The 25,587-nt window shown below is 37.9% G+C and carries 19 protein-coding genes and 1 pseudogene; 15 read left to right on the forward strand and 5 right to left on the reverse strand.

What is annotated here, in order from left to right; all coding sequences use genetic code 11:
• Positions 1-18 precede the first annotated feature (18 nt).
• Together AN213_RS03885 and AN213_RS03890 are read right to left on the reverse strand one after the other, a co-directional pair.
• Positions 19-948 carry a hypothetical protein gene (locus AN213_RS03885; RefSeq protein ID WP_055197536.1) on the reverse strand — a complete coding sequence of 310 codons (930 nt, stop codon included), beginning with the start codon at positions 946-948 and terminating at the stop codon, positions 19-21.
• 117 nt (positions 949-1,065) lie between these two features.
• Positions 1,066-1,473, reverse strand: a complete 408-nt coding sequence (locus AN213_RS03890; RefSeq protein ID WP_055197538.1) for a hypothetical protein — start codon at positions 1,471-1,473, stop codon at positions 1,066-1,068.
• 702 nt (positions 1,474-2,175) lie between these two features.
• On the opposite strand from AN213_RS03890, the gene AN213_RS03895 reads away from it, so the two are divergent.
• On the forward strand, positions 2,176-2,586 hold the full coding sequence (locus tag AN213_RS03895) for a RodZ family helix-turn-helix domain-containing protein (RefSeq protein ID WP_055197539.1): 411 nt from the start codon (positions 2,176-2,178) through the stop codon (positions 2,584-2,586).
• A 380-nt stretch (positions 2,587-2,966) separates the two neighbouring features.
• Here AN213_RS03895 and AN213_RS03900 read toward each other — a convergent pair whose 3' ends face one another.
• The gene (locus tag AN213_RS03900) at positions 2,967-3,275 is read right to left on the reverse strand and encodes a helix-turn-helix domain-containing protein (protein ID WP_055197541.1); all 309 of its coding nucleotides are present in this window, start codon (positions 3,273-3,275) and stop codon (positions 2,967-2,969) included.
• Between the two features lie 195 nt (positions 3,276-3,470).
• Between AN213_RS03900 and AN213_RS03905 the strand changes: the two genes are divergently transcribed.
• The 7 genes from AN213_RS03905 to AN213_RS03935 all read left to right on the forward strand — a co-directional run bounded on the left by AN213_RS03905 (position 3,471) and on the right by AN213_RS03935 (position 13,572).
• Positions 3,471-4,013, forward strand: a complete 543-nt coding sequence (locus AN213_RS03905; RefSeq protein WP_055197543.1) for a hypothetical protein — start codon at positions 3,471-3,473, stop codon at positions 4,011-4,013.
• A gap of 292 nt (positions 4,014-4,305) precedes the next feature.
• A complete protein-coding gene (locus AN213_RS03910) occupies positions 4,306-4,746 on the forward strand; it encodes a hypothetical protein (protein WP_055197545.1) in 441 nt (146 codons plus the stop codon).
• The gene (locus tag AN213_RS03915) at positions 4,743-6,923 is read left to right on the forward strand and encodes an ATP-dependent RecD-like DNA helicase (RefSeq protein WP_055197547.1); all 2,181 of its coding nucleotides are present in this window, start codon (positions 4,743-4,745) and stop codon (positions 6,921-6,923) included. Before AN213_RS03910 ends, AN213_RS03915 begins: the two co-directional genes overlap by 4 nt.
• 224 nt (positions 6,924-7,147) lie before the next feature.
• Positions 7,148-10,381 (forward strand): P-loop NTPase fold protein, encoded by a 3,234-nt coding sequence (locus AN213_RS03920; RefSeq protein ID WP_055197548.1) that lies wholly within the window; start codon positions 7,148-7,150, stop codon positions 10,379-10,381.
• 646 nt (positions 10,382-11,027) lie between these two features.
• Positions 11,028-11,639 (forward strand): hypothetical protein, encoded by a 612-nt coding sequence (locus tag AN213_RS03925; RefSeq protein WP_055197550.1) that lies wholly within the window; start codon positions 11,028-11,030, stop codon positions 11,637-11,639.
• 166 nt (positions 11,640-11,805) lie between these two features.
• Positions 11,806-12,513, forward strand: a complete 708-nt coding sequence (locus tag AN213_RS03930; protein ID WP_055197552.1) for a hypothetical protein — start codon at positions 11,806-11,808, stop codon at positions 12,511-12,513.
• Positions 12,514-12,567: 54 nt separating this feature from the next.
• On the forward strand, positions 12,568-13,572 hold the full coding sequence (locus tag AN213_RS03935; protein ID WP_055197554.1) for a DUF1566 domain-containing protein: 1,005 nt from the start codon (positions 12,568-12,570) through the stop codon (positions 13,570-13,572).
• A gap of 360 nt (positions 13,573-13,932) precedes the next feature.
• Here AN213_RS03935 and AN213_RS03940 read toward each other — a convergent pair.
• A pseudogene (locus tag AN213_RS03940) lies at positions 13,933-15,011 on the reverse strand (IS3 family transposase).
• A gap of 433 nt (positions 15,012-15,444) precedes the next feature.
• Here AN213_RS03940 and AN213_RS03950 point away from each other — a divergent pair.
• Together AN213_RS03950 and AN213_RS03955 are read left to right on the forward strand one after the other, a co-directional pair.
• A complete protein-coding gene (locus AN213_RS03950; RefSeq protein WP_055197557.1) occupies positions 15,445-17,424 on the forward strand; it encodes a methyl-accepting chemotaxis protein in 1,980 nt (659 codons plus the stop codon).
• A 241-nt stretch (positions 17,425-17,665) separates the two neighbouring features.
• Positions 17,666-19,366 carry an EAL domain-containing protein gene (locus tag AN213_RS03955; protein WP_236702884.1) on the forward strand — a complete coding sequence of 567 codons (1,701 nt, stop codon included), beginning with the start codon at positions 17,666-17,668 and terminating at the stop codon, positions 19,364-19,366.
• On the opposite strand, the gene AN213_RS03960 is transcribed toward AN213_RS03955, so the two are convergent.
• Positions 19,363-20,262: a 1-aminocyclopropane-1-carboxylate deaminase/D-cysteine desulfhydrase gene (locus AN213_RS03960; RefSeq protein ID WP_055197561.1), complete on the reverse strand. Its 900-nt coding sequence runs from the start codon at positions 20,260-20,262 to the stop codon at positions 19,363-19,365. The genes AN213_RS03955 and AN213_RS03960 overlap by 4 nt on opposite strands.
• Before the next feature lie 237 nt (positions 20,263-20,499).
• On the opposite strand from AN213_RS03960, the gene AN213_RS03965 reads away from it, so the two are divergent.
• From AN213_RS03965 to AN213_RS03985, 5 genes are all read left to right on the forward strand, one after another.
• A complete protein-coding gene (locus AN213_RS03965) occupies positions 20,500-22,527 on the forward strand; it encodes a formylglycine-generating enzyme family protein (protein ID WP_055197564.1) in 2,028 nt (675 codons plus the stop codon).
• A gap of 132 nt (positions 22,528-22,659) precedes the next feature.
• On the forward strand, positions 22,660-23,703 hold the full coding sequence (locus AN213_RS03970) for a rod shape-determining protein (protein WP_054552787.1): 1,044 nt from the start codon (positions 22,660-22,662) through the stop codon (positions 23,701-23,703).
• On the forward strand, positions 23,703-24,545 hold the full coding sequence (gene mreC, locus AN213_RS03975) for a rod shape-determining protein MreC (protein WP_054563354.1): 843 nt from the start codon (positions 23,703-23,705) through the stop codon (positions 24,543-24,545). Before AN213_RS03970 ends, mreC begins: the two co-directional genes overlap by 1 nt.
• Entirely contained in the window at positions 24,538-25,017 is a 480-nt protein-coding gene (mreD, locus tag AN213_RS03980; protein WP_054563355.1) for a rod shape-determining protein MreD, read from the forward strand. The genes mreC and mreD overlap by 8 nt, the downstream gene beginning before the upstream one ends.
• On the forward strand, positions 25,017-25,586 hold the full coding sequence (locus AN213_RS03985) for a nucleoside triphosphate pyrophosphatase (protein ID WP_054563356.1): 570 nt from the start codon (positions 25,017-25,019) through the stop codon (positions 25,584-25,586). Before mreD ends, AN213_RS03985 begins: the two co-directional genes overlap by 1 nt.
• Position 25,587 lies beyond the last annotated feature (1 nt).

Below are 25,587 nucleotides of genomic sequence, written 5' to 3' on the forward strand. Positions count from 1 at the left end.
AGCATCTTGTTATAAGTCCTAAATTTCGGTATATAAAGCGATTGGGTCGATTATTATTTCGTTACTTAGCCTACCGGTAAATGTAGCCTCAACATTGCTTAAATGAGAAACAAGATTCATTATTGCCTCTTTAATACTTCCATAATCTTCACTTTCTTCTAACACTTCGAGCTTCTCTTTTTGATGCTGGGTAATTATTCCAAACAAAGTAAACTCAACTTCAGTTTTCCTAGAATATTTTCTAATCACTAAGTCTTCTGACTCCCGAAGATAAGAACGGTTTAAGTTGGCAGAAAATATTGAATCAACAAACTCCATTTGAATCTCAAGTTGATCTTGAAATCCGTAAGTCAAAACCAGTGAAAGATCATCTAGAAAGCTTTGCTCTTGCTGTAAACCCGCTTCTGTGGCCAGTTTATTAATATTAGTCATAGATTTAAGTTGGGTCTGTAGCTTGGCTGTTTGATTCCTGTCTTTCGTACTTTCCTTGACTTTTTTTAACTGCTCTCTAACTGCCGAAATATTTTGAAAGTTAGTTATGTGAGCCAACGCTTTACCAATTTTGTTAAAGTTTTTAAGGGTATTGTTTATTATGTTTATGTCGTTGAAAGTAGCTTTGGATGTAATTTTTATAAATGACTTGTTAGTGTCTATTTGAGTTTCTTCACTTTCATTACTATTAACAACTAGCACCATTTCGTCATCTATGAGCTTCTTCTCGAATATGGTATATGAGTAATCATTAAGGAATTTCTTTTCAGTATTCCTCTCACTATTCCTTAAGATATCGCCTAGTACTCTTCCACTTCCGACGGGGCCTTTTTGCTCTTCAGACTCACCTTGTTCAGAAGATGATTCATTTAAAACATACTCAGTAACACCTTCAAATAACTGTGAAGAAAGGGAATACATTTTGTCTTCATCAAGGTATATAAAATTTTTAATCATTGCGCTTCCTATCTTTGTACTCCTTAAAGTGACTATTTCGTGTGCTTATCAATGACCATATAGAAACAGCAACACCTGCTAACGTCAATATTACAGTGGCCGAAACAATGAAAGTGGTCATACTACACTCCCTTCACAGGCCAATGTCTTTGAAAGTTTATCGTAGACAGAATAACTAATAAGAAATGAAACGACAGACAAGACCACTGTACAGATGGTTATTGCATTAACATCGACAATACTTTTTCCTATTAATGTCAATGCAAACAAAACACTATAAAAGGCTATAAAAGCTATTGAAATGCCATTTTGAGCTGTTTTCCATTCCTTTTGTATCCCTGAAAAATGCTCTATTTCATTAATGTTGGAAATATGAAGAACCAAACCGAAAGCCACAAAATCTGAGGGTGAAAGTAAATTGACACTACCTTCTTTTGTCACAAGCCAAACTATTAGCCTTGATAATATCGGAATTAATCCCACCAAAACGGTGTAAATTAGCCATTTAATTTTTTTATTTCCCATTATCTTCGACACCCTCCGAGAGCTTATAACATTTCAGGATTTATGCGACGCTTAGTTTGTGTTGCATAATCGCTTGTTGGACTGAGCCGCTACCTGCTCGGTGTGTGCTATGGGAATTTGCTTTTTCTGGCCTAAGCGATATCAAGCCAACGTTACTGGCGAGCCTATCGCATCTAAGCTATCCCTGCTTTACTCAGCGTTTATTATGCTTCTATTACACCTAAATTTGCCTTAAGAAGCAATTATATTTTTACGCACACAGAGGTCGTTAGCCTGAGCAATTAAGTAGGTTAACTCATTGATTTTAAGTAGCTCCCCTGTTCTACTTTGGGTACATTTCGTAGTTAGTTCAAATTCGACTCTAGAGCACCTGCTCTGAATTATTTTGGGGTAAAACCAATTTGCAAAATATGCAATTTGCTAACTCGAAAAGGGGCAAAAGCGTTTTATCGTCAATGATGAGGAATGAGAGGTACGGATTACTTAACTCATCAACAATTGTTCCTCAATATCCAACAGCAACTTTTTCTTCGCGCCCATAGCAGCTTCTAGTTATTCGAACCGATAAAGTCGCACATTTAACGTAAATCAAAAAGCCCTGCTTTACTATTTAATAACAAAATAGTTAAATGATACTATATAGTAACATTCCTATGTTTTGTTATAATATAGTAGCAAGTTAAAAAGCGTTATAGGTACTCCATGAAACTGTATGACGGTGAGAAATTAAAAAATGCACGCAAATCTAAAGGACTTACTCAAGACGAAGTGTCAGGAGTTCTTAATATTGGCCGTAGACAAATATCACAAATGGAAAATGGCATCTTTGATGGTGGAATTAAGTACCTTCTTAAATATTTATCACTTTTAAATTTGGAACTAAGCATCACGCAAGGTAAAAGCGGATGGAATAACATTGACGGGACTTGGCCTACTAACTTTGAAGAAAGTGACTCGCTATATGATCCATTTGCTTCAAATAGCAAAGCAAGTGGAAAACCTGCAACAGAGACTATCGCTAGACCAAGATTAGCTCAAATCACCACAGATTTTACTATGCTAAACAAAGAAATAGACTCAATGTTCAATGATGAAGGTGATTACAATGAATAATCATACGTCACGATACTCAAATAAAATACTCTATGTACGTGTTTACCTTCCTCTTGTGGAAGTTTCAGTATAAACCAATCTTCGAGTGTAATAATTTCTATAACTCTCCAGAGCGCACATACGACTATTTGATTAGAGAAATTCTAGTCGCTCAAACCTGACGAGTGAAGGTGCACTAACTCACCTCAATAGAGCAATAATGGCAAACAGCCTTTGTGTATCTGTTGAAATTTAGATACATCATTGCCTATGAATGGGTAGCCAGTCAAAACTGCCGCCGCCAAAGCCCTATTTTACCAGAGGTTCATTTAGGGTCTTTGGCCCGTTTTCTTTAAATATCACTCAAACTTTCTTGTATGTAAATATTGCTCCAATTTAAATTATTTAGATAACCGTTTAAGCTCTTTGATTAGTTCAAGCTTTTTATCTGTATCTAGTTTTGATATTTCAATAATTAGCTCTGCTGTTGTCTCGTCTTCACATAAAAAATAGCTTAATGGAACATTTAGTTCATCAGCAACCTTTTTAAGGGTTGTTAAGTCAGGAATATGACGACCTTTTTCATAGTGGTTCATGCGACCACTCGCAGAGCTTTCATCAATACCAATAAGTATCCCAAGCTGTTTTTGAGAAATACCTGATTTAGTACGGGCTTGTTTGAGTCTAATTGGGATTGGGTTCTGGAACACTGAAGTATCATTATTTAGTCTCTAATTACTTAGATTGTCTAAGTTTTATAATGGTTTGTACACTTAGGAGTCCTAAGTTATGTTTTGATTGATTATTTCCGGTGTGATTTATTAACAATAAACTTAGTATTTCTAAGTTTTGCATTATTCTATATACTTAGCAACCCTAAGTTTTTGACTTTTGTAGGGTAAAAAATGTCCCAAATTATCAAACTAAACAAACTCATTTATTGTCTTTTGATCGAAAGAAGTTGCGATGGATTTACAATAATTGAACTTAGAGAAGAGCTATTAGCTTTAACGAACTCATTTCAAGATAAATATAAGGCACGTAAGTTTGTTTACAGACAGGTGACTAACCTTGAGCAGAGAGAGCTCTTAAAAGCAAAGGGAAGTGGTAGGGCAAAGAAATATTTTAAAACGGAGTTGTTTAATACTACTACGGTAGTGGCGAAATCGGATGAAATTAAGCTAGAGAATGCAAATTCTAGCTCTATAGATAATCAAACTTCACCATTCTTTGAAGCTTTGTCAACAGAAAAAAAAATTGTTGAGGCTGAACTTGCAATTTCATTAATAGAAGTAGATGAATATAAAGCTTTACAGGAGCGATTTCCTGAACATCATCGATTGATTTACTCAGCATTAGATGGGGCGAAGAATAATTCTGCAAGGTTATTGGGTAAAGTCAAAGCACTAAATAATGTATTAACCTCTTTAGAGAATGGTGTAGTGTAATTCTGAGGTATTGGCAGAGCAAACGTATCGAATTAACTTTCGTTCGATAGAACATCTACAGCTTAGCTATCTAATGAATTAATAAAGTTTAGTTCTGTTTCCGGCTGTTCTTGAAGCAGGATCAATAAACATCGTATATTTTACTTTGATACAAATTACATCACAAGCACTCCAAGTTTGGCTGGTTTATTATAAAATAAGGGGTTGAAATTTTGGAGATTTAGCTGTTTATTCCTAGAGTTCATAAAGGTTCGTAGAACTAGGATAAGAGGCTTCATGGAGTGAGGTTAAGATGAGTAAAGAAAGAGGCCAACGTAACAGAGATTTATTTCTCGATTGGGTTGCAGAAATGAAGTCGAAAGAGTCGCCTAATTGGTTGGATTATTGGCATGGTGATACGTTAAGTCCCAAAAAAATTGCTGATGAGCTTGGCTTTAATCCTTCAGCATTTAAGAAAGCTAGAAATGAAAAGCTATTCAATATGTTGCAAGACTTGAAAATAGAACTAGCTATTTCAGGTGTCTACCAACAACGAAAGACCAGTCTATCTCTCGATAAAGAGATCATAGATGTATCAAAAGAAACTGAAGAAGACATAAAAGATAGAGCTAAAGTCAGAGACTTAAAAAGAGCAAACCGAAGACTACAAAATGAAAATGCAAAACTAGTAGCTGAAGTTGCCAAGCTATCAGAGTTTAGAGATGTATTGATTGAAATGGGCTTGTGGAAATGAAGAGTAGTGCTTACCTGGTAAGGATCACCAGAATATACCAGTACCACCCAGATAATGTGCGATTAGGAGCTGTTTTTGTTAATCACAAAGCAGGTGCGCATCGTGTTGAGATTCTGACCACGCAAAATAAGTTGAATATTAATCCAAAAGTCGGTCAACAATGGAAAATCCTCAAAGAACGAAACTTCAGTATTAGACAGCAGCAAGTAAGCACGGATAGTTATGTCGATGTTTGGCGATTTATGGAGCCTACACTGAAATGTGTGATGCCAGATAACGGTGCTGGCTTCGTAGCCTTTTTAAGTTCTGAAAAAGCATTTGAAGGTATCGGTAAGGTTAGCGCTCAACTACTTTGGTTAGAGTTTCGAAGCGATATATTCGACATTCTAGAGTGCGATAAATATTTGCCATACGAAAAAGACCAATCAAAAACCAACTTTCAAGTAGTCAGGGAAGTTCTGCTGAGCGACAAAGCCGTGCATGGGCTATGGGAGGGCTATAAAGAGTATTCAAATTTAAAGCACTCAGCACAGTTCGTTAAGTGGGAAATAGAAGCACCTATACAGCGCCAACTTTTTAGATTCGCCGATCAGGATGCAATCAATTTTATTACACAGAATCCATACCGATTGTTTTCACTGGGAATGCGATTTCACAAGGTAGACGCTATTGCCCAAAAGCATTTCGGAATTACACGGGATGATGAAATCAGACTGGTAGCCATCGTTGAACAAGCATTGAGATTATGGAGTGATCAGGGTAATGCCGTCGCAGATTGGCAAGATATTAAATCATGTGTCTCTAGGTTGTTGGATAATGACAAGCTGCTAGTTGCAAAGGCATGTGAACTAGATGGTGATATCGTAGGCTTTGTTAAACAAAACAACCAATATTTCGTTTCTGGCAATTATATATTTGAGAAAACCATTTCTAAACGGCTCGGTAAACTTTCTAATATACAGCAGACGTGGCAAAGTAGTTTAGAAGAGGCTTATGCGTCTTCAATACCTGATGGATGGACGTTAGAAAAAGCTCAAGAACGTGCAGTAAGGACTGCTTTACTCAGCAATGTATTTGCACTCACTGGTGGTGCTGGAACAGGTAAGACATTTACCACAAAGCTTATTGTCGATGCTTATAAAAAGCTAGGCTATACGATATACCCTGTAGCGTTATCAGGAAAGGCAGCTCGTAGGCTACAACAATCAATCGGTTTTGAAACGAAGACTATTGCAAAACTTTTGCGCGAATCAGACCTTGATGAAAATAAGGCAGTATTGCTAGTAGATGAAGCTTCCATGTTGGATGCATATACAATGTGGCGTTTGGTTACTTTGTTTTCTGATAAGACTCGGATTTTGTTAGTTGGTGACCCTTATCAGCTTCCCCCAATTAATGCGGGATTTATTTTAAATGATGTCATTAAAAGTGGTGTAATAAAACATGTGGAACTTGATGTTGTAAAACGACAGGGAATAGACAGTAGTGTGCCTAGATACTCCAATGCTATACGGCAAGGCATAACTCCAGAGTCATTAACTACCGCAGATATTACGTTCCAAGAATCAACAGGCGACATTTTGCAAGATGCTGTAACTGCCTACTCTGAGTATGACAACGCCATGATAGTCGCTCCTACAAATGATACGGTAAGAAAAGCAAACATCATGCTGCAAGGTGTTGCGAACCCAAATGGCAAGATTCTTGATCTTACGGATATGCCAATTCTCAAAGGAAGTTATGACTTCAGGGAAGGTGACCCGATTGTTATTACCCTAACCAGTTATAAACACGATGTTCAGAATGGTACGCTTGGGGTCTTAAAGTGTGCTGAATCTACAGATGAATATGCTTGTGTAGTTGAGCTTGAAGATCTTGATGAAAAAGGTAACAAACGTGTGCTGAAAGTGGATTGGCAATTATTTGAATATATCGACCTTGCGTACTGCTTAACCTTACATAAATTGCAGGGTTCACAAGCTCCGAATGTGATTGTATTGCTTGAGCTAGGAAGATTACTTGACCGTAGCTGGCTGTATACTGCTGTGACAAGGGCGGAAGATAAAGTACATATTATTGGCACTGAAGCTGCTTTTCGTTATGGTGTTAATAGACTAGGGGCAGTTGATACTCGTAAAACAGCTTTAGCTGAGATGTTGAAAAATTCGGTAAGTTGAGCAGGTTTGAATTGTAATACGGATTTTTACTGGGAATCTGAAAAGAGTGGATAAAGGGATTCATATCATTAGTTTAAGCTCCCATAGAATACTTAACTGATAAACTATCTATTGTTTATTTTACAATCAAGTAAAATGACAGATGGTTATTCTTGTGTTAGCTTGATTTTATAATTTTCTATCTTGAAGCTGATTGACAAAACAAGGTTTAGGTTACTTCTCATATGGATAATGATAATAACAAGTATACTTTTTTAGTAGAAAAGCCTTCCAAAGAAGATTTATTTGATAGTGGAAGTCACAGCCGTACAGCCGATGCAGTTTTTAAATCATTAAAAAATGATAATGATATCAATGTTGTGGGTGTGGAAGGTAATCTTGGCTCTGGAAAAAGCACTGTTTTAGAGCTAATCAAATGCCAGAGCGAAGAAGAGCTATATGAGTTTGTTGAATTTGATGTTGAGAGATTTCAGCATGGCGCTACAAAAAAAGCTTTAATTGAAAGGCTTTATTCTGCAATAGAAAGTTCTGTTACATCAACTGATGGTAAAGCAAAGATTGAAAAAGCTAAAAATGTAGCATTAGGTAATCACTTTGAGTATACATCTAATATTAAAAGTAATGTCAATATCTGGATAATTTGGTTTACGATCGCTTTGCTGGCTGGGGTGAGACTTTTACCTGATGCTTTATCTGGTATAGGTAATTTTATCCTTTATGTCTGTCAATGTGCTACAGATGGATTTGATGTTGCTAGTAATAATTTTGATGTTAGCGGCTTATCTATAATTTCAATTTTTCTAGCTTGGTTCCCTTATCATATTGTTAGGTGTGCACAAAAAAGAAGAAAGATACTTTATTTCTTTGGTACCCCACCTACAACAGGCGATATTTTCAAACGAAATAGTAAAGACACAATTTCAGAAACTATTGAAATCAATAAAGAGGTCGGTGCTTATGAATTGCAGGAAGCTTTAGAGTCTTTCGTTTTTGAGATTCCTGAACATAAAAGATTTATTTTAGTGCTAGATAATTTGGATCGTGTAACAAAAGAAAAGTTAAGGGAAGTGTGGAGTGACATCGAAGTATTTACTTCTATAGCGCAAACTAAAATTCAACTACTAATTCCTTATTCAATTAAACATGTTGCATCTTCATTATCCTCTGATGAAGCAGAAGGAATGGAGTTTATTTCAAAAAGAATTCCAATATCATTTAGGGTTGCTCCAATACTTTCCGCGGATTGGAAAATGAGTTGTTCCAAAATGATTGCAGAAACAGGAATCTCTGTTGTAGGCGAAGAATTAAAAGGTATTTTATCATTAATCGATTTATGGACATATTTTAACAATACCCCAGTAACTCCTCGTTTTATGAAAAAGCTGATCAATTCAATTGTGAGCCTTCTATCAACACATAACGAGCCTATTCATACTATAACCGCATTTTATTATCAGTTATCAGTTCAAAACTATAGCTTATCTTCGATTGAAGTATTGTCTTCAGAATCCAAAAATAGTGATGTCAAAGATAAATTAAAAGAAAGTAAAGCAATTATTGAGCGTACTGTTAACTTTGAAGTTTGGTCGAAAGAGTTCGTCTCAATACATTATTTATCGAGTTATAATATTGCTGAAAGTGAGATACTTAAAACCCCATTGAGCCGAGCATTAAATAGCGGAGATATAGAGCCATTTGTAGTTAAACAGAATATTTACGCTTATGATAAAATTTTATTAGATTTAATAGATGAGGAAGGAACTGATAAATTTATTTCATTGATGCTGAAAATGAAAAAGTCTGAAGATTCAACATATACAATTTGGGTTGATAAGTGGTCCCCATTTATAAATTCAGCTATAGAAAAGGACTCTTTAGATATCAAAGATATCGATATTTTAATTTCATCAATACAGCAGTTGGTAAACTTTGGTGTTGATATAAATAGAGCCAGAATTAAAAGTTACTATGAATCCATAAACAACAAACCAAAGCAATTCATTGAATTGGATGATGGTGAAAAAGTTCTCAATGTATTGTATGGGTGTTCGCAACTTTTATCAAACCAAGTCCCGGATATAATAAAATTATTTAATGCTAGGGTGTTTGTATATTATTTGTGGCCTAAACGAAGTACGTTTCCGAATTGGCAGATTGAAGTTAGTAAGTTAGCAGAAGGTGATATTAAGGAAATATTTTCAGTCATTGGTAAAGGCAGTCATATTCATAAAGAGTTACTTGAAGAGATTTCAAGCTGTTTTAAAGTTGGATGGTTAAATGAAGAGGAAGGGGTTCTTGAAGTATTTAGAGATTTGTCTTCCGTTGAAAAAATAAATGAAGGATCATTGATTCTTGAGTCAAACATATATTGTGAAGATTGGTATCATTCAAGTTTACAAAGTTACTATCAACAAGGGCTTGCTTTAATAGAAGATGAGAGCAAAACAAAGTGGTTGGCTCAAGCGGTCGCTAATATTATTTACCATAATACACCTCAAAATATTAATTTTTATGAATCTCATATTGAGCTATCGGATGAATTTCATAACGAGTTGGCAAACTGTTTAGCTGTTTCTTGTAGTTTTGGCAAAGTTTTGTCTGCCCTAGAAAACCAAATGTTAAGTAAGTATGTTAATGAGTCGATGCATATACTAATTGTTAATAATCGAGTTATGAGGCTGAGCATAGATGCAGTTATCAGAAAGTATAGCAATTTAAAGGCATTGAATATTGATAAAGGTAAGTTATTAAGCTTCTTAGGTGGTTGGATCGGACACTATGATTTTAGCTTAAACGAACTGAAGAGCATGGATGAATCTTTCTTGTCAGATGTACTGGATACTGACAATCCTAATATATGGCGAAGTAGGATCCTTGAATTGGTTGATAATGGTGGTGATGCAGATATTGACTGGTGGGTAGAACAAATAGAAAAACCAGATAGTTCAACTAAGTTAATCGTAGAATGGTATGTGAAAAATAATAAGCTATTTACCAAGTGTGGGTCATTAAGTGATGCTCTCAATCGCTTTTTTACTGATTTATCAGACAGTAATAAGGACAGTTATTCTAATAAAGCTTGGATCGGTAGCTTAATTTCAATGCTCCCAAAACCTTCCTGCCGTAAATTATCAAGAGCGCTAAATAAGTTCATTGGTTTGCCAAAAACATCTGTTCAAGAGGCAAAGTGTATAATTGTAAACTGTGATGATTATGTTGAGCTGGAACACTCAATGGAAAGTCAAGAAATCTTGATTCTATTTGAGAATATTGTATCTAATCAGGATGTTGCAACATGGTTTGATAAACAAAAAATTAATTTTGAAGAGTGGGATGGTGATTCATTTGCTTCTTTTGTTACAGAGATGACTCGCCTTGAAGGAAGTGGTTTTGTTTTCAATAATTTAAATGCAATACCTTTAATACAAGAAATGAAAGAGAAGATAGGTTTAGAATAAAATAAGCTCTGCATTTCTTTAAATTGAAAAATATGAACGAAAATTGGACTAATTACAGCCTTTGAAATGCTAATAGTTAGCTATTTTTCGATCTGTTTGGGATGAAAATCAAGCAAAAAATTAAAACTGTTACATTGATCGTCTGAGATAGAGAAGTGCTTTGATTAGAGGTGAAACTTAATAATCAGCAATGGCAAAGGGCAATTAAACCAAATTAGTTTCAGTAATATTAAACCAAGTGTTGGTTGTTGGTGATTCTTATATTAAGTTCTTTAAATAGAATACCTGTATTTGGTCTTGGCATGAGTTTTGACTATCTGCACATTATATTGACCGTTTGGCTACACTACTATCTAAAGCCCAATAGGTAAGCGTCAGTTCAAGTTGCTATGGTTTCTAAGTGCATCAGAAATTGTTCGCGTAATTATTTTGATCAAGTGATGTCGTGAAAAACGAAAAAGTCTTCAAAATGTTTAACAATGTTGGGACTTAGCTCCTCTTTTGTGAATATTTATTACGTCTTGCTCTATAGTTCAGAAAGTACATAAATAAGTTTAGCTTAAGCTTCATAAAAATCTGCTAGTATTCTTTTAGGCTTGTTCTAACCTTACTTTTAAATTAATAAACATCATACAAGGAAATGTTAATGGATATAATAACACAGCTAACCTCTGAAAATGGAATATTCACAATAATCGGATTTCTAATTGGTTTTGTGCTAGAGAAATTACTTACTATGTCTAAAATTCGTAAAGTCAATTTAGAGTGCAAAAAACTACTTGCTCAAACTAAAGAGTTGGAGGAAAAAAACGCCCGAGAACGTGAGAGCTGGGAAGAAGCAAATGCTGCTATGTTTACTGCCTATTCAAAAATAACCCCAGCGAGAAAATCTGGTAAGCTACCAAGAAACAATTTTGAGAGGCTTGATGATAATTCTTTTTTTAATGTAAGGGTACCTATTACTAATTTAGGTCATAAACGAATTATACTAGAAAGGGTTAAATTCGTTGGTCAGGAGAAATTTGTTGATGGTGGTTATGGCGCTAACAAGCAAAATTTAGAAAAAATTGAGAAAGAAATGCTCACAGAGGGGGAAGTGCTGATAGAGCCTGGAGAGCGTAAGGAGTTTAACTTTGACTACTGTATAGGAAAACGATTCAATGACAGAATGGAAGTGGATTGCTTGGTAACAGCTCGAGTCGGTAATCTTCCTGCCATTGAGAAAAAGTTTTCTGAGGGCCTATTATACATTTATTAATAGATGCGCAGCTCTATTCATCTGATGTCGTTTGTTTCGTTATTGCCTTAGAAAAAAGGGCGCAGTTGATATACGTAAATTAGCTTTAGCTAAGATGAAAAGCGTGAGTTGGTAATTAACTATATGATTAAATTTACTTTTTCATAATTTTACATAGAGACACTAAATGAGTTTGTCATCAAAAAATAAATTCAAAAAATTAAGCTTCTACGTTTTACCTGCCTTATTGGTATTTATTGCATCGTGTACAGATAACTCAAGTTTCACCGAAGCTGAGGTTGCCTTACTTGAGGCCAGTGAGCAGGAGGAGTTAATAAAACAAGCAGAGATAGAGTCGTCAAAATGGAATTTTTCGAAAGCACATAAGCTATTAGCAGAAGCCGAGACGAAAATGTACGCTCCCGAACTGATTGCTGATCTTAAAATGAAAATAGAATCCGACCAAGAAAAATACAATCTAGAAAAAAGGCTACGTGAGGAGAAGGAGAAAGAAAGGTTGGCTCGACTCGAACAACAAAGAATAGAGCAATCAAACAGAGATAGAAAACAGAAACAGTTTGATGCATCCGGCAACATGGGGGGGAGCTTAAATTGTGCGTCTGTTAGCGAAGATCACGCTTTGTATCGCTACTGTTCTACTGGGGATTGCTCTGGTCTATCAAATGACTATGCTTTATACCAATTATGTAGTTCCGATAGCATTGATGGGCTTGCTGGAAATTTTGGAATTTATAAGTATTTAAAAGATGGAGACTCTTCTGGATTATCCCAAAACTATAAGGTTTTCAAAGCAGCTCAAAGTAATTCTGCATCATTTAGTAACCGGAAAAGGTTTATTATTTATCTAAAACGCGGATATATCTATGGTCACTAGCACTAACTAATAGTGCTACAAAAACAATTAAAATTTTATATATAGGTTACCGTAATGACAAAGCATCTAACTTTCTTCATTTTAATTTTAACCCTATTGACTGCCTGTGGTGGTGGCTCTGGAATAATCAAAATAAATACATCACCGAGAGATGCAAAGATATTTATTGATGGTGAGTTAGTCGGAAATTCACCATCAAATATTGGCCAAACATTTGCGATAAAGTTAGATGAAGGCACCTACACAATAAAGGTTACAAAACCATTAAATAATATTTATACATACTCTAAAGAAAAAACAGTTTTTATAAAAGAAGGTACAATTCAAACTGTGTCATTAGAGATGGAAAAGATAGAAACAGCTATAGGTAAGCGACTAAGGATAAAAGAAGAGGTAGAAAAACAGAAGGCGCTAGAGAAGAAAGCATTGGAAGATGAAATCTATGCTAGGGCTGAGATAAATCGAAAAAGACGTGAAAAAGAAAAAGCTGAGCAGGAAATACTTGAAAAAAAATTGAAAGCTCAACAAAGAGAAAAAGCTGAAAAATTGAGGTTAATTGCTGAGCAAGAATTATTAGCAAAAGGTGTGGAGTTAGTCGAGGCAAGGTATGAGCTTTTAGCTTCAGGGGCTATAGTTAGTGATAGAGTCTCAGGCTTACAGTGGATGAGGTGCTCTTTAGGGCAGGAATATCGGAATGGAGGCTGCCATGGGAAAGCTAAAAGTTTTACTTGGGACGGCTTAATTAATATTAATAGTAATTTTAATGAATATGATGATTGGAGGGTTCCTACTATCGAAGAGCTTCGTACTTTGATTTACTGCCATTCAGGTAAGCCTGATTTTTTTAATGAAACTGGAAGAAGTTGCTCTAGTTATAAGGATAGTATTGCGAGTGTTTTTGTTAACACGCCAAACAGAGGTAAATTCTTATCTTCGTCTGAAACAAAGAGTTCTGAATCTGCTTATGTACTTTTTCTTGCAGGAGGAGATATAGGGAAGCCACTCAAAGGTTATACAGGCTATGTTAGACTCGTTAGAGGTGTTTTAAATAAAGATTAATTCTGTTTATACATAACTTTCAGGAAACAGTGTCATTTATATATAATTAAGAAAATATGGATGACACATGATTCAATTTTTAGACTTTTACAAAGCATTAGTTGAACTTTAATCTGCTAGTAAAGATTAAATTGTTAAGTTTGGAGCATTAACAACTAGTTAGAACAGTTCAGTAAGTTGGCCGTAGGTTCCTCCGTAGAGAAGTTTTAAATTAAAAACATATTACAGGTTCATTTGAATCGCAACTTGTAAATCAATCAAAATTAACGCTGGAGATATCTGGAAAAGCTATATCCAAGCTTGCTATAGTTATGAGCTACTGTGTAACTCCACCCAATTTAGTACACTCTTTCGTAGAATTTATGCTGCCTCTAGATAACCAATTGGTGTCATATCGCCAAGTGAATCATGAGGCCGCTCATAATTATAAATATCTAGCCATTCATCTGTGATTTCACGTACTTCTTAAAGTGATTCAAACAAGTATAAGTCGAGCACTTCTTCACGGTAACTTCGGTTAAATATTTCCACAAAGCCATTTTGATAAGGGCTGCCAGGCTTTATAAACTTAAGCCTGATGTTGTTTTCCATAGCCCAAGTTTCAAGTGCTGTTGAGGTAAATTCAGGGCCGTTATCTACTCTAATTTGTTTTGGTTTACCGCGCCAAGCAATAATATGTCTTAGTGTCCTAATCACTCTCTCAGTCGTTAAACTGGTATCAACTTCAATGGCTAATGCTTGTCGATTTAAGTCATCGAGGACATTCAATGTTCTAAACCGATGTCCATAGCTTAATGCATCACTCATAAAGTCCATTGACCATGACACGTTATGCTGTTTTGGAGCACTAAATGGTTCCGGCGTTCTCGTTGGTACACGGCGCTTTCCTTTACGTCTCAAGTTAAGCTTTAGCATGTTGTAAACTCGCTCAACACGCTTCTTATTCCATGACTTGCCTTTATTGCGAAGTCTTTTAAATAGCTTGGGTAGTCCCCATCTTTGATGCCGCTCAACTAGCGCCAGCAATGCATCGATAACTTCATCATCGGATGGCCGTTTATGTTTGTAATAAAAAACTGAGCGGCTTAGCCCTGCCACTTCACAAGCAAATGCGACGCTGACGTTAAATTGAGCCCTTAAATGCTCAACCCAAGCTCTGCGCCTACTTGTTTTTACAGCTTTTTTGCGATGATATCCTCAAGCATTGAGTGCTTTAGGTTAAGCGTTGCAAACATATCTTTTAGCCTACGATTTTCTTCTTCAAGTTCTTTAAGGCGCTTTACATCAGACGCTTCCATACCACCATACTTGGAGCGCCATTTATAAAATGTACTTTGGCCTATAGCATGTTTACGGCAAATTTCAGGGACGGGAACGCCAGACTCTGCCTCTTTAATCATGCTGACAATTTGGGTTTCGGTGAACTTGCTTTTTCTCATCGTAAATTTTCCTATCGTTGCTAATGGAAAATTCTACTTATGAACTGTTTCATTTTTTGGGGGAGTTACAATCCTGCAGGCAGAAATGTTGAAAAATGTTTAAATTTAACCGTAATTGGTAGAAAATGGCGAAGTTAATCTACATTATTGATTGTTAATGTTTAAAAGCATAATGGGTCACTTGGATAAATCCATCGCTAATAAAGAGTTTTGTTACTGTACTGACCCTGAATTTGTGTATTTTGTCTTAGATAACCGTTCTAGACAAAGACAAAACTGTGTAATTAGTTTTTAAGAAGCCCTGCATTAGCGGGGCTTTTTTATGTGCGAAAGTTAATGCTTAATCTAAAAGCAAGTTGGTTAGCCGAATTGGCTATATTCAAAACCTGGTCTAAGTTTATAGAACCTTAATTCCACAACTTTATTATTAACTATGCAACTTTTAAGGAAGATAAGTTTTCAACAGGCGCTTGCAGCGGTTATCGCTTTTGCTTTGGTTGTGATGTTTGCAGCGTCTTATACTGTGATCAATGAGTCGCTTGTTAGAAAAAGCACAGTTGAGAAAGATGCCGTATATATACGTGAAGCTTTAATGATTGATGAGATAGCTCACGAAACGGCTGTTGAACGAGGCTTAACTGCGGGCCTAATTGGCTCTGGCTATAGTCAAAATAAAGAGCGTGTTGCACAGCAGCGTGTAGTGGTCGACAAAGCATTTGATAAATTTGCCCGTTACACTCAGCAGCATAAGGTTTCATCAACACTATTCAATGCGGTATTAGCAAAACATAAGAAAATCACTGAGCTGAGAGAAAGTGTCGACAAGAAGCAAGGTAAACAAGCGTTTGTGGTCTATTCTGATTCAAACAAGTTTATGCTCGATGTTGCCAACAGGCGAGTCTCACAGGTCAAGCAAAGTGAGGCAATCGCTTCTGGTCTTGCAATAGTCGAAATGTCTTTATTGAAGGAAAGGCTTGGGCAAGTGCGAGGTAAAGTGAATGGTGTCTTATCTTCAAAATCGATTTCTGAGAGTAATCAAGTCTTAGTCAGTAGCTATTTTCACAATATTGAAGAGACCTTGTTTTTGCTTTCTTTAACACTTACAGGTGATGCTGATAAAAAATGGCTAGCAGAATTGACCAACTCACAAACTTATCAAGATGTAAAAAGCATTGTTGAAAAGCTTAATCAAGAAAGTGGTGAGCTATCTTTAAGCTATCCAACACCAGCAGATTGGTTTGCTCAGTCCACTGAGTTAATAGGTAAGGTCCGTAAGCATATTCTAAATAAGCAGCAAGCTTTAGAGTCGCTGATTGAGCAAAGTCGTAGTAGTGCAAATACTACTGTTTATGTCACGAGTGGCTTTGCCATTATTCTTATAGGTTTGTTCTTTGCTTTTGGGTTATTCGTTATTAAGTCGCTGGCGAGAAAAGTAACTAGGGTTAGAAATGTGATTAGCACTATCGCTACCAGCCATGATTTAGCGGTGAGAATTAACGATAATTCGAGTGATGAAATTGGTGCAATCTCCAGAAGCGTTGATGAGCTCGTCGATGCGCTTACCGATTTAATTAGGCAAGTTCAGCAAGCTAATAACACCAGTGAATCCAGTGTTCGGTCATTAATCACATTTGCTAAAGAGCTATCTGAGCGTGTTGAAAATATTAATTCAACGACCGCAACATTGCATGACAACTTCACTAGGCTATATAGCCAGATAGAGCAAATAGCAGTATCTGCAGAAGAAAGCTCAAAAAACACCATAAAGGCGAATGATCTATCTGCAAGTACTAAACAAATTATTGGTAGGAATAAAGCAAGTATTAGCTCGTTGTCAGAGTTAATACAGCAAGCCCATGAACAATCAGATGCCCTAAGTGCTAAAACAAGCAGTATTCAATCTGTACTCGATACGATTTCGAGCATTGCAGAGCAAACTAATTTACTTGCATTGAATGCGGCAATAGAAGCTGCTCGGGCAGGGGAGCAAGGCCGTGGCTTTGCTGTTGTAGCCGATGAGGTTCGTGGTTTAGCTACACGTAGCCAAGACTCTACATCTGAAATATCTTCAGTACTTGATGATATAAAACAGCAGGTTCAGCAGTTGCAGGTGTATATGGAAAATACCTCTGACTCAACGCAAATGGTCAGTGATAATAGTGAACAAGCGTTATCGAATATAGATACGTTAACAGCGAATATTGCTGATGTGAGTAGCCAAACAAATACGGTATCCGATGCAATTGAATCGCAAAGTCAGCTTGCTGAAGAAGCGAGCAAAGCAAGCGAAAATATCACTTCAAACATGCATGATGTTCAAAACGAGTTAGCGTTACTTGAGAAGTTAATTACAGATTTAGAAAATGCACAGCAAAAAACATCCGATGCCCTAAATGTGTTTAAAGTTGATTAGTAACTGCGTTGATTTTGAGGAAGCTTCAGCACTGCAAACTTTCTTACTACTCTTTAAGTAGCAGTTTGCCAGTTACAAAATAATTCTCATTAACTGTTTTTGCTAGGTGTTTAAAATTACAAAACTTTTGACAGCGCTGGTTCTAGGATATTTCTGATATTGCTTTAAATCGCCCTGCAGCCTTGTATTTATAGGGTTCTTGAACAACACTTTGTATATGTTTAAGCAACTAACCTGTGAAATGAAACGAGACTTAGCTTCACAAATAAAGCAACCGGTGGCCATCTATGTGGCGGCCGCTTTTTTGCTATTAGTTGTTTTTAATATTTTCTTAAGTGATGTGTTGCACGACAAAGTTCATCGCACCGGTACTGAGCTTGCCAAGCAAGTGTATGAGTTAAACCTCGACCCGATTGCCTCGCAAGATATTATTGCTACCTTAGTTAAAAGCCAAGGTTTTGCAATGAGTGCCAGTGATGTACCACATAACTTTGCAAACTTTATCGACTTAGAGCAAGAGGTGTTTAGCTATAAAACGGTTAACTTACGTTTATTTCATTGGCCTTCTTGGTTGGTCGAAAGTCACTTATTTATTTTCCTAAATTTAATATTGCTTGGCACTGGGTACTGGGGTTTCCGCTGGTGGAAAAAAATGTTCAAGCAATTAGCAATAGCAGAAAAACCGCTGAGCAAACCATTTGAACAATTAAACACCCAGGTTACAGCCAAGAAAGTTGCACCACCTAAACCTTTAGGTCATCAGGATTTAAATATTTTGTATGGTGTACCAACAAACTATAACCATTTGTTTGCGCTATTCTTTTGGAAGAACCCTTTCCCTGCTAACCTCGACGTTGATAATTACTTTAAGTTAGTTATAGCAAAAGGGTTTGGTGAACTTGTAAATCGCTCTGTTAAATTATTGCCATCGGGTGGTATTGCTGTGACCCTAAACAGTGTGCCTGCCACCGAAGTTGATAAATACACTAAGCGATTACATCAGGTTATTTATCAAGCTTGTTTAAATTATCGTAGTGACTTATCTCGCGCTGATATAAAAATTGGTGTGTGTAATTACCGCGCAGGGGCTGATCAGGCAGTGGTTTATCAGCTTACTAAATCAGCATTAGCACTGGCGAAACAAAGCGCTTGGCAGCATATTCATCGCTTACCCTTTGGTCATACGCAGTCAAGCATGCTCGCTGATAGTAAAGAACACCTATTTGAGTACATAAAGAAAAAACATTTCATGTTGTTTTTTCAGCCTTTGTTCGACTTACAAACAGGTGATATTTTACAGCATGAGGCGTTGATCCGTATTCGCCACAAGAGTTTAGGCTTGCTTGCAGCTCGGCATTTTATTCCTCACATGAGCAGTAAAAAAGATGTCTTGTTATTGGACCAAACTGTGATTTCTCAAGTGAAGAAAATGCTGCTGAACGAAACGGGCTCATTAACGGTGAGTATAAACTTACACGCAATGAACTGGTTTAATGACGAGTTTTGGCTGTGGTTTAAACAGCAAATGGAAGGGTTTAATAGCGCAGATAAACTGCAATTTGAACTAAGCGAAGATGATTATTTAAAACAGCATAAAAAGCTCAGTGCACAGTTTGAATGTTTAGAAAAACTTTCTGCAGGCATTGTTATTGATAATGTGCGTACTGCAGAGCACTTGGCAACGTATAAAGGCATCAAAAACGTATGCTGTATTAAGTTGGCTTTTGAGCTGATCCACAATATTGACACCAACACCCAACAGCAAAAAATGGTTAAGCAAATAATTACTAAAGGTACTGAGTTAAACTTTCCTGTTTATGCGGTTGGAGTAGAAACACAGAACGAACTTGCGACCTTAAAAAACCTAGGTGTCATTGCTGCTCAAGGTTTTTACTTTGCCGAGCCATTACAAAAGCTGGCGGATATTACGCCCTATAGTTAGTTAATGAGGCCACGGTACTTGAGGCCATCTAACCCTTGTAGCCCACCAGTATGAACTGCAATGATATGCGTTCCTTCACTAAAGTAACCTTGCTCTATTAATTGCCAAACGGCATAGAGCATTTTGCCGCTGTAGATTGGTTCAAGCGGGATTGCGTGTTGCTCACTAAAGGTTTGGCAAAATTGCCACAAGTCATCGCTAAACTTTCCGTAACCACCATCATGAAAGTCGCAAAGCAGCTGCCAGTTTTGTTGCTGATTTGCTTTATTACTTAGCTGCTTTATCTCATCAATTAAGTAGTGCGCTTGCTTCAGTACTGCGACACCTAACAGCTTTGTGTGTTGTGGTGCACCTTCGATTAAACCTGCCAGTGTGCCGCCACTACCAGTTGGGCAAACAATCACATCAGAGCTTGGTAGGCTTTGCGCTAATTCTTTACAGCCTAAAAGTGCGGCTGTGTTAGTGCCGCCTTCTGGCAATATGTAGGCATTCGGAAACTGCGCTTGTAACTGTGCTAAATACGTTTGGTCGTGCCTTAAGCGGTAAGTAATTCGATTTACTGGGTGTAAGCTCATACCGCATTGCTTTGCGTAGTTGAGTGTTGGATTTGCTTCGTCTAGCTCAGGGCCGCGAATAATACCGTGGGTTTTAAAGCCAAATAGTTTACCTGCAGTTGCCGTGGCATGAATATGATTTGAAAACGCGCCACCAAAAGTGAGTAGCTCAGATTTACCCTGTTGCTGCATAACATCTAAGTTAAACTTTAGCTTACGCCATTTGTTGCCACTAATTTGCGGATGAATAAGATCATCTCGCTTGATGCTCAACTGAATTTTACGTGCAGTTAATAAGGGGTGATGAATTGTTTGTACTGGTGATTCAAAAGAACTATTCACGGCATTAATTTTCGTAAAAAAACACGTCTTATTGTAGCAAAATCGTCTTACAGATAGAAATTAGTCAATTAAACTCAAATGATTTTGTTATTTACTGGCATCAACTAAGGTAATAGATGTAAACTCAGATAATAATTGAACAAAGCTTGTGTTTTGCCTTGCAAGTACATAGCATAAGAGTTTAATTATAAAAAATAATAATGACCAAATAATTGCCGCTTTTTGGGAATGGAATATATGCGAATTGCTCCTTTATCTCTGTTAATTTCAGTTAGTTTGCTAGCAACTAGTGCATTTGCACAAGATACTGCTACGGTAACTGGCATTGAATCAGAGATCAGTAAAAAACAAGCCGAATACGATAACTCGACCTTAATCCTCGAAAAACACCTAAAAGAAGAAAGTCAGTTACAAAAACAACTCGAATTATTGCGCGCCCGCTCAACTGAGCTAGATAAAGAAAAAAACCAAGCGCTAGATGCAATGAACGAGATGTACCGCCGACTTATTGATGACCCAACTCTTGATATCAGCAATGCGCAGTCGCGCTATCAAAAAGCTGTGGTTGATCACAAACAAAACAAAGATGATATTTCGATGCAATTGGCGGCAATTGCTTCACATAGAAAAGACATTGAGCAAATTCGTGTATCAAAGCACACCCAGTTAAACACCTTAGAAAGTTTAAAAGAGCAGTTAGCAACGGCACGTGTTGAGCGTTTACGTAATGAATTCACGCGTGAAGGCACATTAGAGGTTAATCACACGATTAACTGTAAGCGCACCGAAACACTTGCTGCCTGTGAACAACGTGGCCAACAAATGGGCTTACAAAAAGCCACTAAACGTTTTGTAGACCAGATTTTTGCTAACTTAACTGAAGAACGTTTAGTTGAGCCAAAACGTAACCTTGCTGGTGCACAAGTTAAGATTTTAAGTAGCCATGTCGTGAACAGCGCGTTCAGTGGTCAAGGTAACTACAACGTTAACCTAAGTGTGACGATGCGCGGTGATGTAAACAGCAGCCGTTTATGTAGCTTACTTAACTTAGATAATCGTTTTTGTGCTGACTATGGCACGCCACTGGCTGGTAACTTTCAGCCAAGCTACGGCACTACCTATTCAGATAGTCAGTTAACATTCAGTGACTCTCAGGATAATGGGCAGGTGGTATCGGTTTCACGTATGAGTGAGCAACCAGTAAGTGATTATTCTGTAAAAAAGCCAATAAAGGTTGAACCATTACCTGATCTAAAAAAATCTAAAATGGTTGAATTAACACTGCGTTCAAATGTTTATGACGACGAAGTGTTTATTGATGGTGTTAGCTATGGTGCAACTAGGTTAACGACATCATTACCAAAAGGTTTTCATGATATTGAAATTCGCAAACGTGGCTACAAAAGCTATAAAGCGCGAATTGATCTGCGTAAAGCACAAACCATTAATGCAAACCTAGTTAAAGTGCCAGAGCCTGTTGTTGCTGAAGTGACTGCGGCACCAGAACAACCTGTAACAACACCTGTTGCAAGTATTGTTAATAAAACCAGTTCTGCCAGCATTGTAGTTATTCCCGCTGGTAAATTTAAGATGGGTGACATTAACGGCAATGGGTTAGCGAATGAGCGCCCAGTGGTAGAAAAAACCATTGCTAACTCATTTGCAATGCAAAGCAAAGAAGTAAGCGTTGGTGAGTATGAGCAATTCGTTGCGAATACCGGCTATAAAACAGAAGCAGAAAAAGATCGCGGCTGTGCGTATTACTTAAATGGCGAACCAGTGTGGGAAGCAACCTTAAACTGGCGCAACCCAGGCTTTGATCAAGAAAGTGATTTTCCGGCGGTTTGTTTAACTTACAACGATGCCAAAGCGTATGCTGATTGGTTATCGGGTCAAACAGGCCAGCTGTTTCGTTTACCAAATGAGGTTGAGTGGGAATACGCTGCACGTGCAGGTAAAGAAACTGAATACCCTTGGGGTAACGAAATTGGTAAAAATTTAGCGAACTGTGGCTGGTGTGGTAGCGAATGGTCAAACAAGAGCGCTGCACCAACAGGGTCGTTTTCTCCTAACGCATTTGGCCTATACGATACAGTAGGTAATGTGTGGGAATGGACAAACAAAAAGTCAGGACAGTCTGATGTGGCTGTTCGAGGCGGTGCATGGAATTTTGCTCCTAGCCTAGCACGCGTATCAACGCGCTTAATCCTAGCGCCAGATTTTCGTGCAAACTATATCGGTTTCCGTTTAGTACGCGAACGATAAGAATTTAAAAAGGAAGCAATGGATGCTTCCTTTTTTAGCATTTTAATTAAAGCAGTTGCGCTTTTTCATGATTAGCATGATAGAGTGAGAGCAGCTAGTATAAGAACGAATTTTCAAAGGTCATCCAGCCTCATGTTTAAAAAACTCCGTGGTATTTTTTCAAACGATCTATCGATCGACTTGGGTACAGCCAATACCCTAATTTATGTAAAAGAAGAAGGTATCGTATTAAACGAACCTTCAGTTGTTGCTATTCGTCAAGAGCGTGCTGGTGGCCCTAAGAGCGTAGCATCTGTAGGTACCGAAGCTAAGCAAATGTTAGGTCGTACTCCGGGTAACATTAAAGCAATTCGTCCAATGAAAGACGGCGTTATTGCTGATTTCTACGTTACTGAAAAAATGCTGCAACACTTCATCAAGCAAGTGCATAACAACAACTTTATGCGCCCAAGCCCACGTGTTCTTATTTGTGTGCCTTGTGGTGCAACGCAAGTAGAAAAACGTGCTATTCGTGAGTCTGCTATGGGTGCTGGTGCTCGTGAAGTATATTTAATCGAAGAGCCAATGGCTGCGGCAATCGGTGCAGGCCTACCAGTATCTGAAGCAACCGGTTCAATGGTTGTTGATATCGGTGGTGGTACAACTGAAGTTGCCATTATTTCATTAAATGGTGTGGTTTACTCTTCATCTGTACGCATTGGTGGTGACAAATTTGATGAGGCTATCATCAACTATGTACGTCGTAACTTCGGTAGCTTAATTGGTGAAGCGACAGCTGAAAACATTAAGCACCAAATTGGTTCTGCTTTCAAAACAGACGAGCCAATTGAAATTGAAGTACGTGGTCGTAACCTTGCTGAAGGTGTACCGCGTTCATTCACGCTTAACTCACACGAAATCTTAGAAGCACTGCAAGAACCATTAATGGGTATTGTGAGCGCGGTAATGGTTGCATTAGAGCAATCTCCACCAGAGCTTGCGTCTGATATCTCTGCTCACGGTATGGTATTAACCGGTGGTGGTGCATTATTAAAAGACCTAGACCGTTTATTAATGGAAGAAACCGGTATTCCAGTTGTGGTTGCTGATGATCCATTAACCTGTGTTGCACGTGGCGGCGGTAAGGCACTAGAAATGATTGATATGCACGGTGGTGACGTATTTAGCTACGACTAATGAAGTTACTTTTTGGTCGTACCATCTCTTTGCAACTGCGACTTTTTGTCGCAGTGCTTTTGAGTGTCGTGCTGATAGTAGGCGATCGCTACACTCAAGGTGGTACAACAATCCGCACCAGCCTAAACACTTTAGTTAGCCCACTCATTTACCTTGCCAACTTGCCCTATGAGTTATTTAGTATTGGCGCAAAGAACCTTCATACCCGCGAACAGCTTTTAACCGAAAACGAAGCACTTAAAAAGAAGCAGTTACTACAAAGCGAACAACTACAACAACTGTCATTTTTATCTCGTGAAAACGATAAGTTACGCGCTTTACTCGGTTCATCGGCTAAGCAATCAAACCGTAAGATTATTGCACAAGTTCTCTCTGTTCATTCAAACCCGTATAGCCACCAAGTGGTTATTAACCGTGGTACAACGGATGGCTTAAGCGAAGGCCAAGCTGTGATTGACGAAATGGGGGTAGTGGGGCAAATCACTCAAGTGGGTTCAACTACCTCGCGCGTACTACTGATGACCGATACAACCCATGCCACACCTGTGCGTATTTTACGTAACGATGTGCGTACCGTGGTTGAGGGGATTGGCAAAATCAACGTGGTAAAACTTTCGCATGTACCGCATAGCCTTGATGTTCGCATTGGCGATATCTTAGTTACTTCAGGCCTTGGTGGCACTTTCCCAGAGGGATATCCGGTTGCAGTGGTGACCGAAATTAACCGTGATGAAGGGCGTCCTTTTGCGCAGGTTTATGCTGAGCCAATTGCGCAACTTGACCGTATTCGCTTATTGGTTGTGCTGTGGCGTAATCAGCAGGAGAGCATCAGCAATGAATAGTCGTCACTTTTTGCTGATTGCTATCAGTATCTTCTTTGCATTGGTAATGGCATTAATGCCGTTACCAATTTCGTTTGAACCATACCGCCCAGACTGGGTGTTAATGGTATTAATGTATTGGTCGTTAGCGGTGCCACACCGTTTAAATATTGGCACAGCTTGGGTGGTTGGTTTATTAATAGACCTTGCATCAGGCTCGCCACTTGGTGTGAACTCACTGACTTACTCGGTGTGTATATTTATCACAGCTAGTAATTTCCAAAAAATTAGAAACTTTTCTTTATGGCAGCAAAGCATTTTAATTGCTTTGTTTTTAACGCTTTACCACCTCATGCAATTTTGGCTTAACCACTTTTTAATGGGCGTTTATTTTAGCCCGCATTATATGTGGCCAGTACTAACCGGCATGCTTTGTTGGTGGTGGATATTCTTAATTTTGCGTAAATATCGCCGTCATTTCAGGATTAGATAATGCAAACCGCAATTTATTTGGCGTCTGCATCACCGCGCCGAAAAGAGTTGCTCAGCCAACTTGGCGTTGAGTTTTCTCAATTTAGCGTTGATGCAGATGAAAGCCAATTCCCAAACGAAGCCCCGCGCGACTATGTAGAGCGTCTTGCCAGACTCAAGGCGCAATCGGGCGTTGCTATGGGTTACACTGACCGCCCAGTACTTGGCAGCGATACCGTGGTTGTCATTGATGATACCGCACTTGGTAAGCCGCTAGACCAAGCTGATTTTACCGCTACCATGAAGCGCTTATCTGGCCGTACCCATCAAGTGATGACGGCTGTGGCAATTGCTGATAGTGAGCAAGTAAAAAGCTGCCTTGTTGTCACCGATGTTACATTTAAACCGCTCAGCGATGCTGAAATTGATGCTTATTGGCATAGTGGTGAGCCGCAAGATAAAGCCGGTGGTTATGGCATTCAAGGCTTAGGTGGCCGCTTTGTTAGTCACCTTTCGGGTAGCTATTTTGCGGTTGTCGGCTTACCTTTATATGAGACAGAGCAGTTATTAAACGAATTTTTAAGAGGGTAAC

The organism is Pseudoalteromonas sp. P1-8 (genome assembly GCF_001399985.1).
Taxonomy (GTDB): Bacteria; Pseudomonadota; Gammaproteobacteria; order Enterobacterales; family Alteromonadaceae; genus Pseudoalteromonas.

What these genes read in the sequence shown, in the direction of transcription:
- AN213_RS03885 (WP_055197536.1), bottom strand. Translation starts at nt 948, where the DNA reads ATGATTAAAAATTTTATATACCTTGATGAAGACAAAATGTATTCCCTT.
- AN213_RS03890 (WP_055197538.1), bottom strand. Translation starts at nt 1,473, where the DNA reads ATGGGAAATAAAAAAATTAAATGGCTAATTTACACCGTTTTGGTGGGA.
- AN213_RS03895 (WP_055197539.1), top strand. Translation starts at nt 2,176, where the DNA reads ATGAAACTGTATGACGGTGAGAAATTAAAAAATGCACGCAAATCTAAA.
- AN213_RS03905 (WP_055197543.1), top strand. Translation starts at nt 3,471, where the DNA reads ATGTCCCAAATTATCAAACTAAACAAACTCATTTATTGTCTTTTGATC.
- AN213_RS03910 (WP_055197545.1), top strand. Translation starts at nt 4,306, where the DNA reads ATGAGTAAAGAAAGAGGCCAACGTAACAGAGATTTATTTCTCGATTGG.
- AN213_RS03915 (WP_055197547.1), top strand. Translation starts at nt 4,743, where the DNA reads ATGAAGAGTAGTGCTTACCTGGTAAGGATCACCAGAATATACCAGTAC.
- AN213_RS03920 (WP_055197548.1), top strand. Translation starts at nt 7,148, where the DNA reads ATGGATAATGATAATAACAAGTATACTTTTTTAGTAGAAAAGCCTTCC.
- AN213_RS03925 (WP_055197550.1), top strand. Translation starts at nt 11,028, where the DNA reads ATGGATATAATAACACAGCTAACCTCTGAAAATGGAATATTCACAATA.
- AN213_RS03930 (WP_055197552.1), top strand. Translation starts at nt 11,806, where the DNA reads ATGAGTTTGTCATCAAAAAATAAATTCAAAAAATTAAGCTTCTACGTT.
- AN213_RS03935 (WP_055197554.1), top strand. Translation starts at nt 12,568, where the DNA reads ATGACAAAGCATCTAACTTTCTTCATTTTAATTTTAACCCTATTGACT.
- AN213_RS03950 (WP_055197557.1), top strand. Translation starts at nt 15,445, where the DNA reads ATGCAACTTTTAAGGAAGATAAGTTTTCAACAGGCGCTTGCAGCGGTT.
- AN213_RS03955 (WP_236702884.1), top strand. Translation starts at nt 17,666, where the DNA reads ATGAAACGAGACTTAGCTTCACAAATAAAGCAACCGGTGGCCATCTAT.
- AN213_RS03965 (WP_055197564.1), top strand. Translation starts at nt 20,500, where the DNA reads ATGCGAATTGCTCCTTTATCTCTGTTAATTTCAGTTAGTTTGCTAGCA.
- AN213_RS03970 (WP_054552787.1), top strand. Translation starts at nt 22,660, where the DNA reads ATGTTTAAAAAACTCCGTGGTATTTTTTCAAACGATCTATCGATCGAC.
- mreC (WP_054563354.1), top strand. Translation starts at nt 23,703, where the DNA reads ATGAAGTTACTTTTTGGTCGTACCATCTCTTTGCAACTGCGACTTTTT.
- mreD (WP_054563355.1), top strand. Translation starts at nt 24,538, where the DNA reads ATGAATAGTCGTCACTTTTTGCTGATTGCTATCAGTATCTTCTTTGCA.
- AN213_RS03985 (WP_054563356.1), top strand. Translation starts at nt 25,017, where the DNA reads ATGCAAACCGCAATTTATTTGGCGTCTGCATCACCGCGCCGAAAAGAG.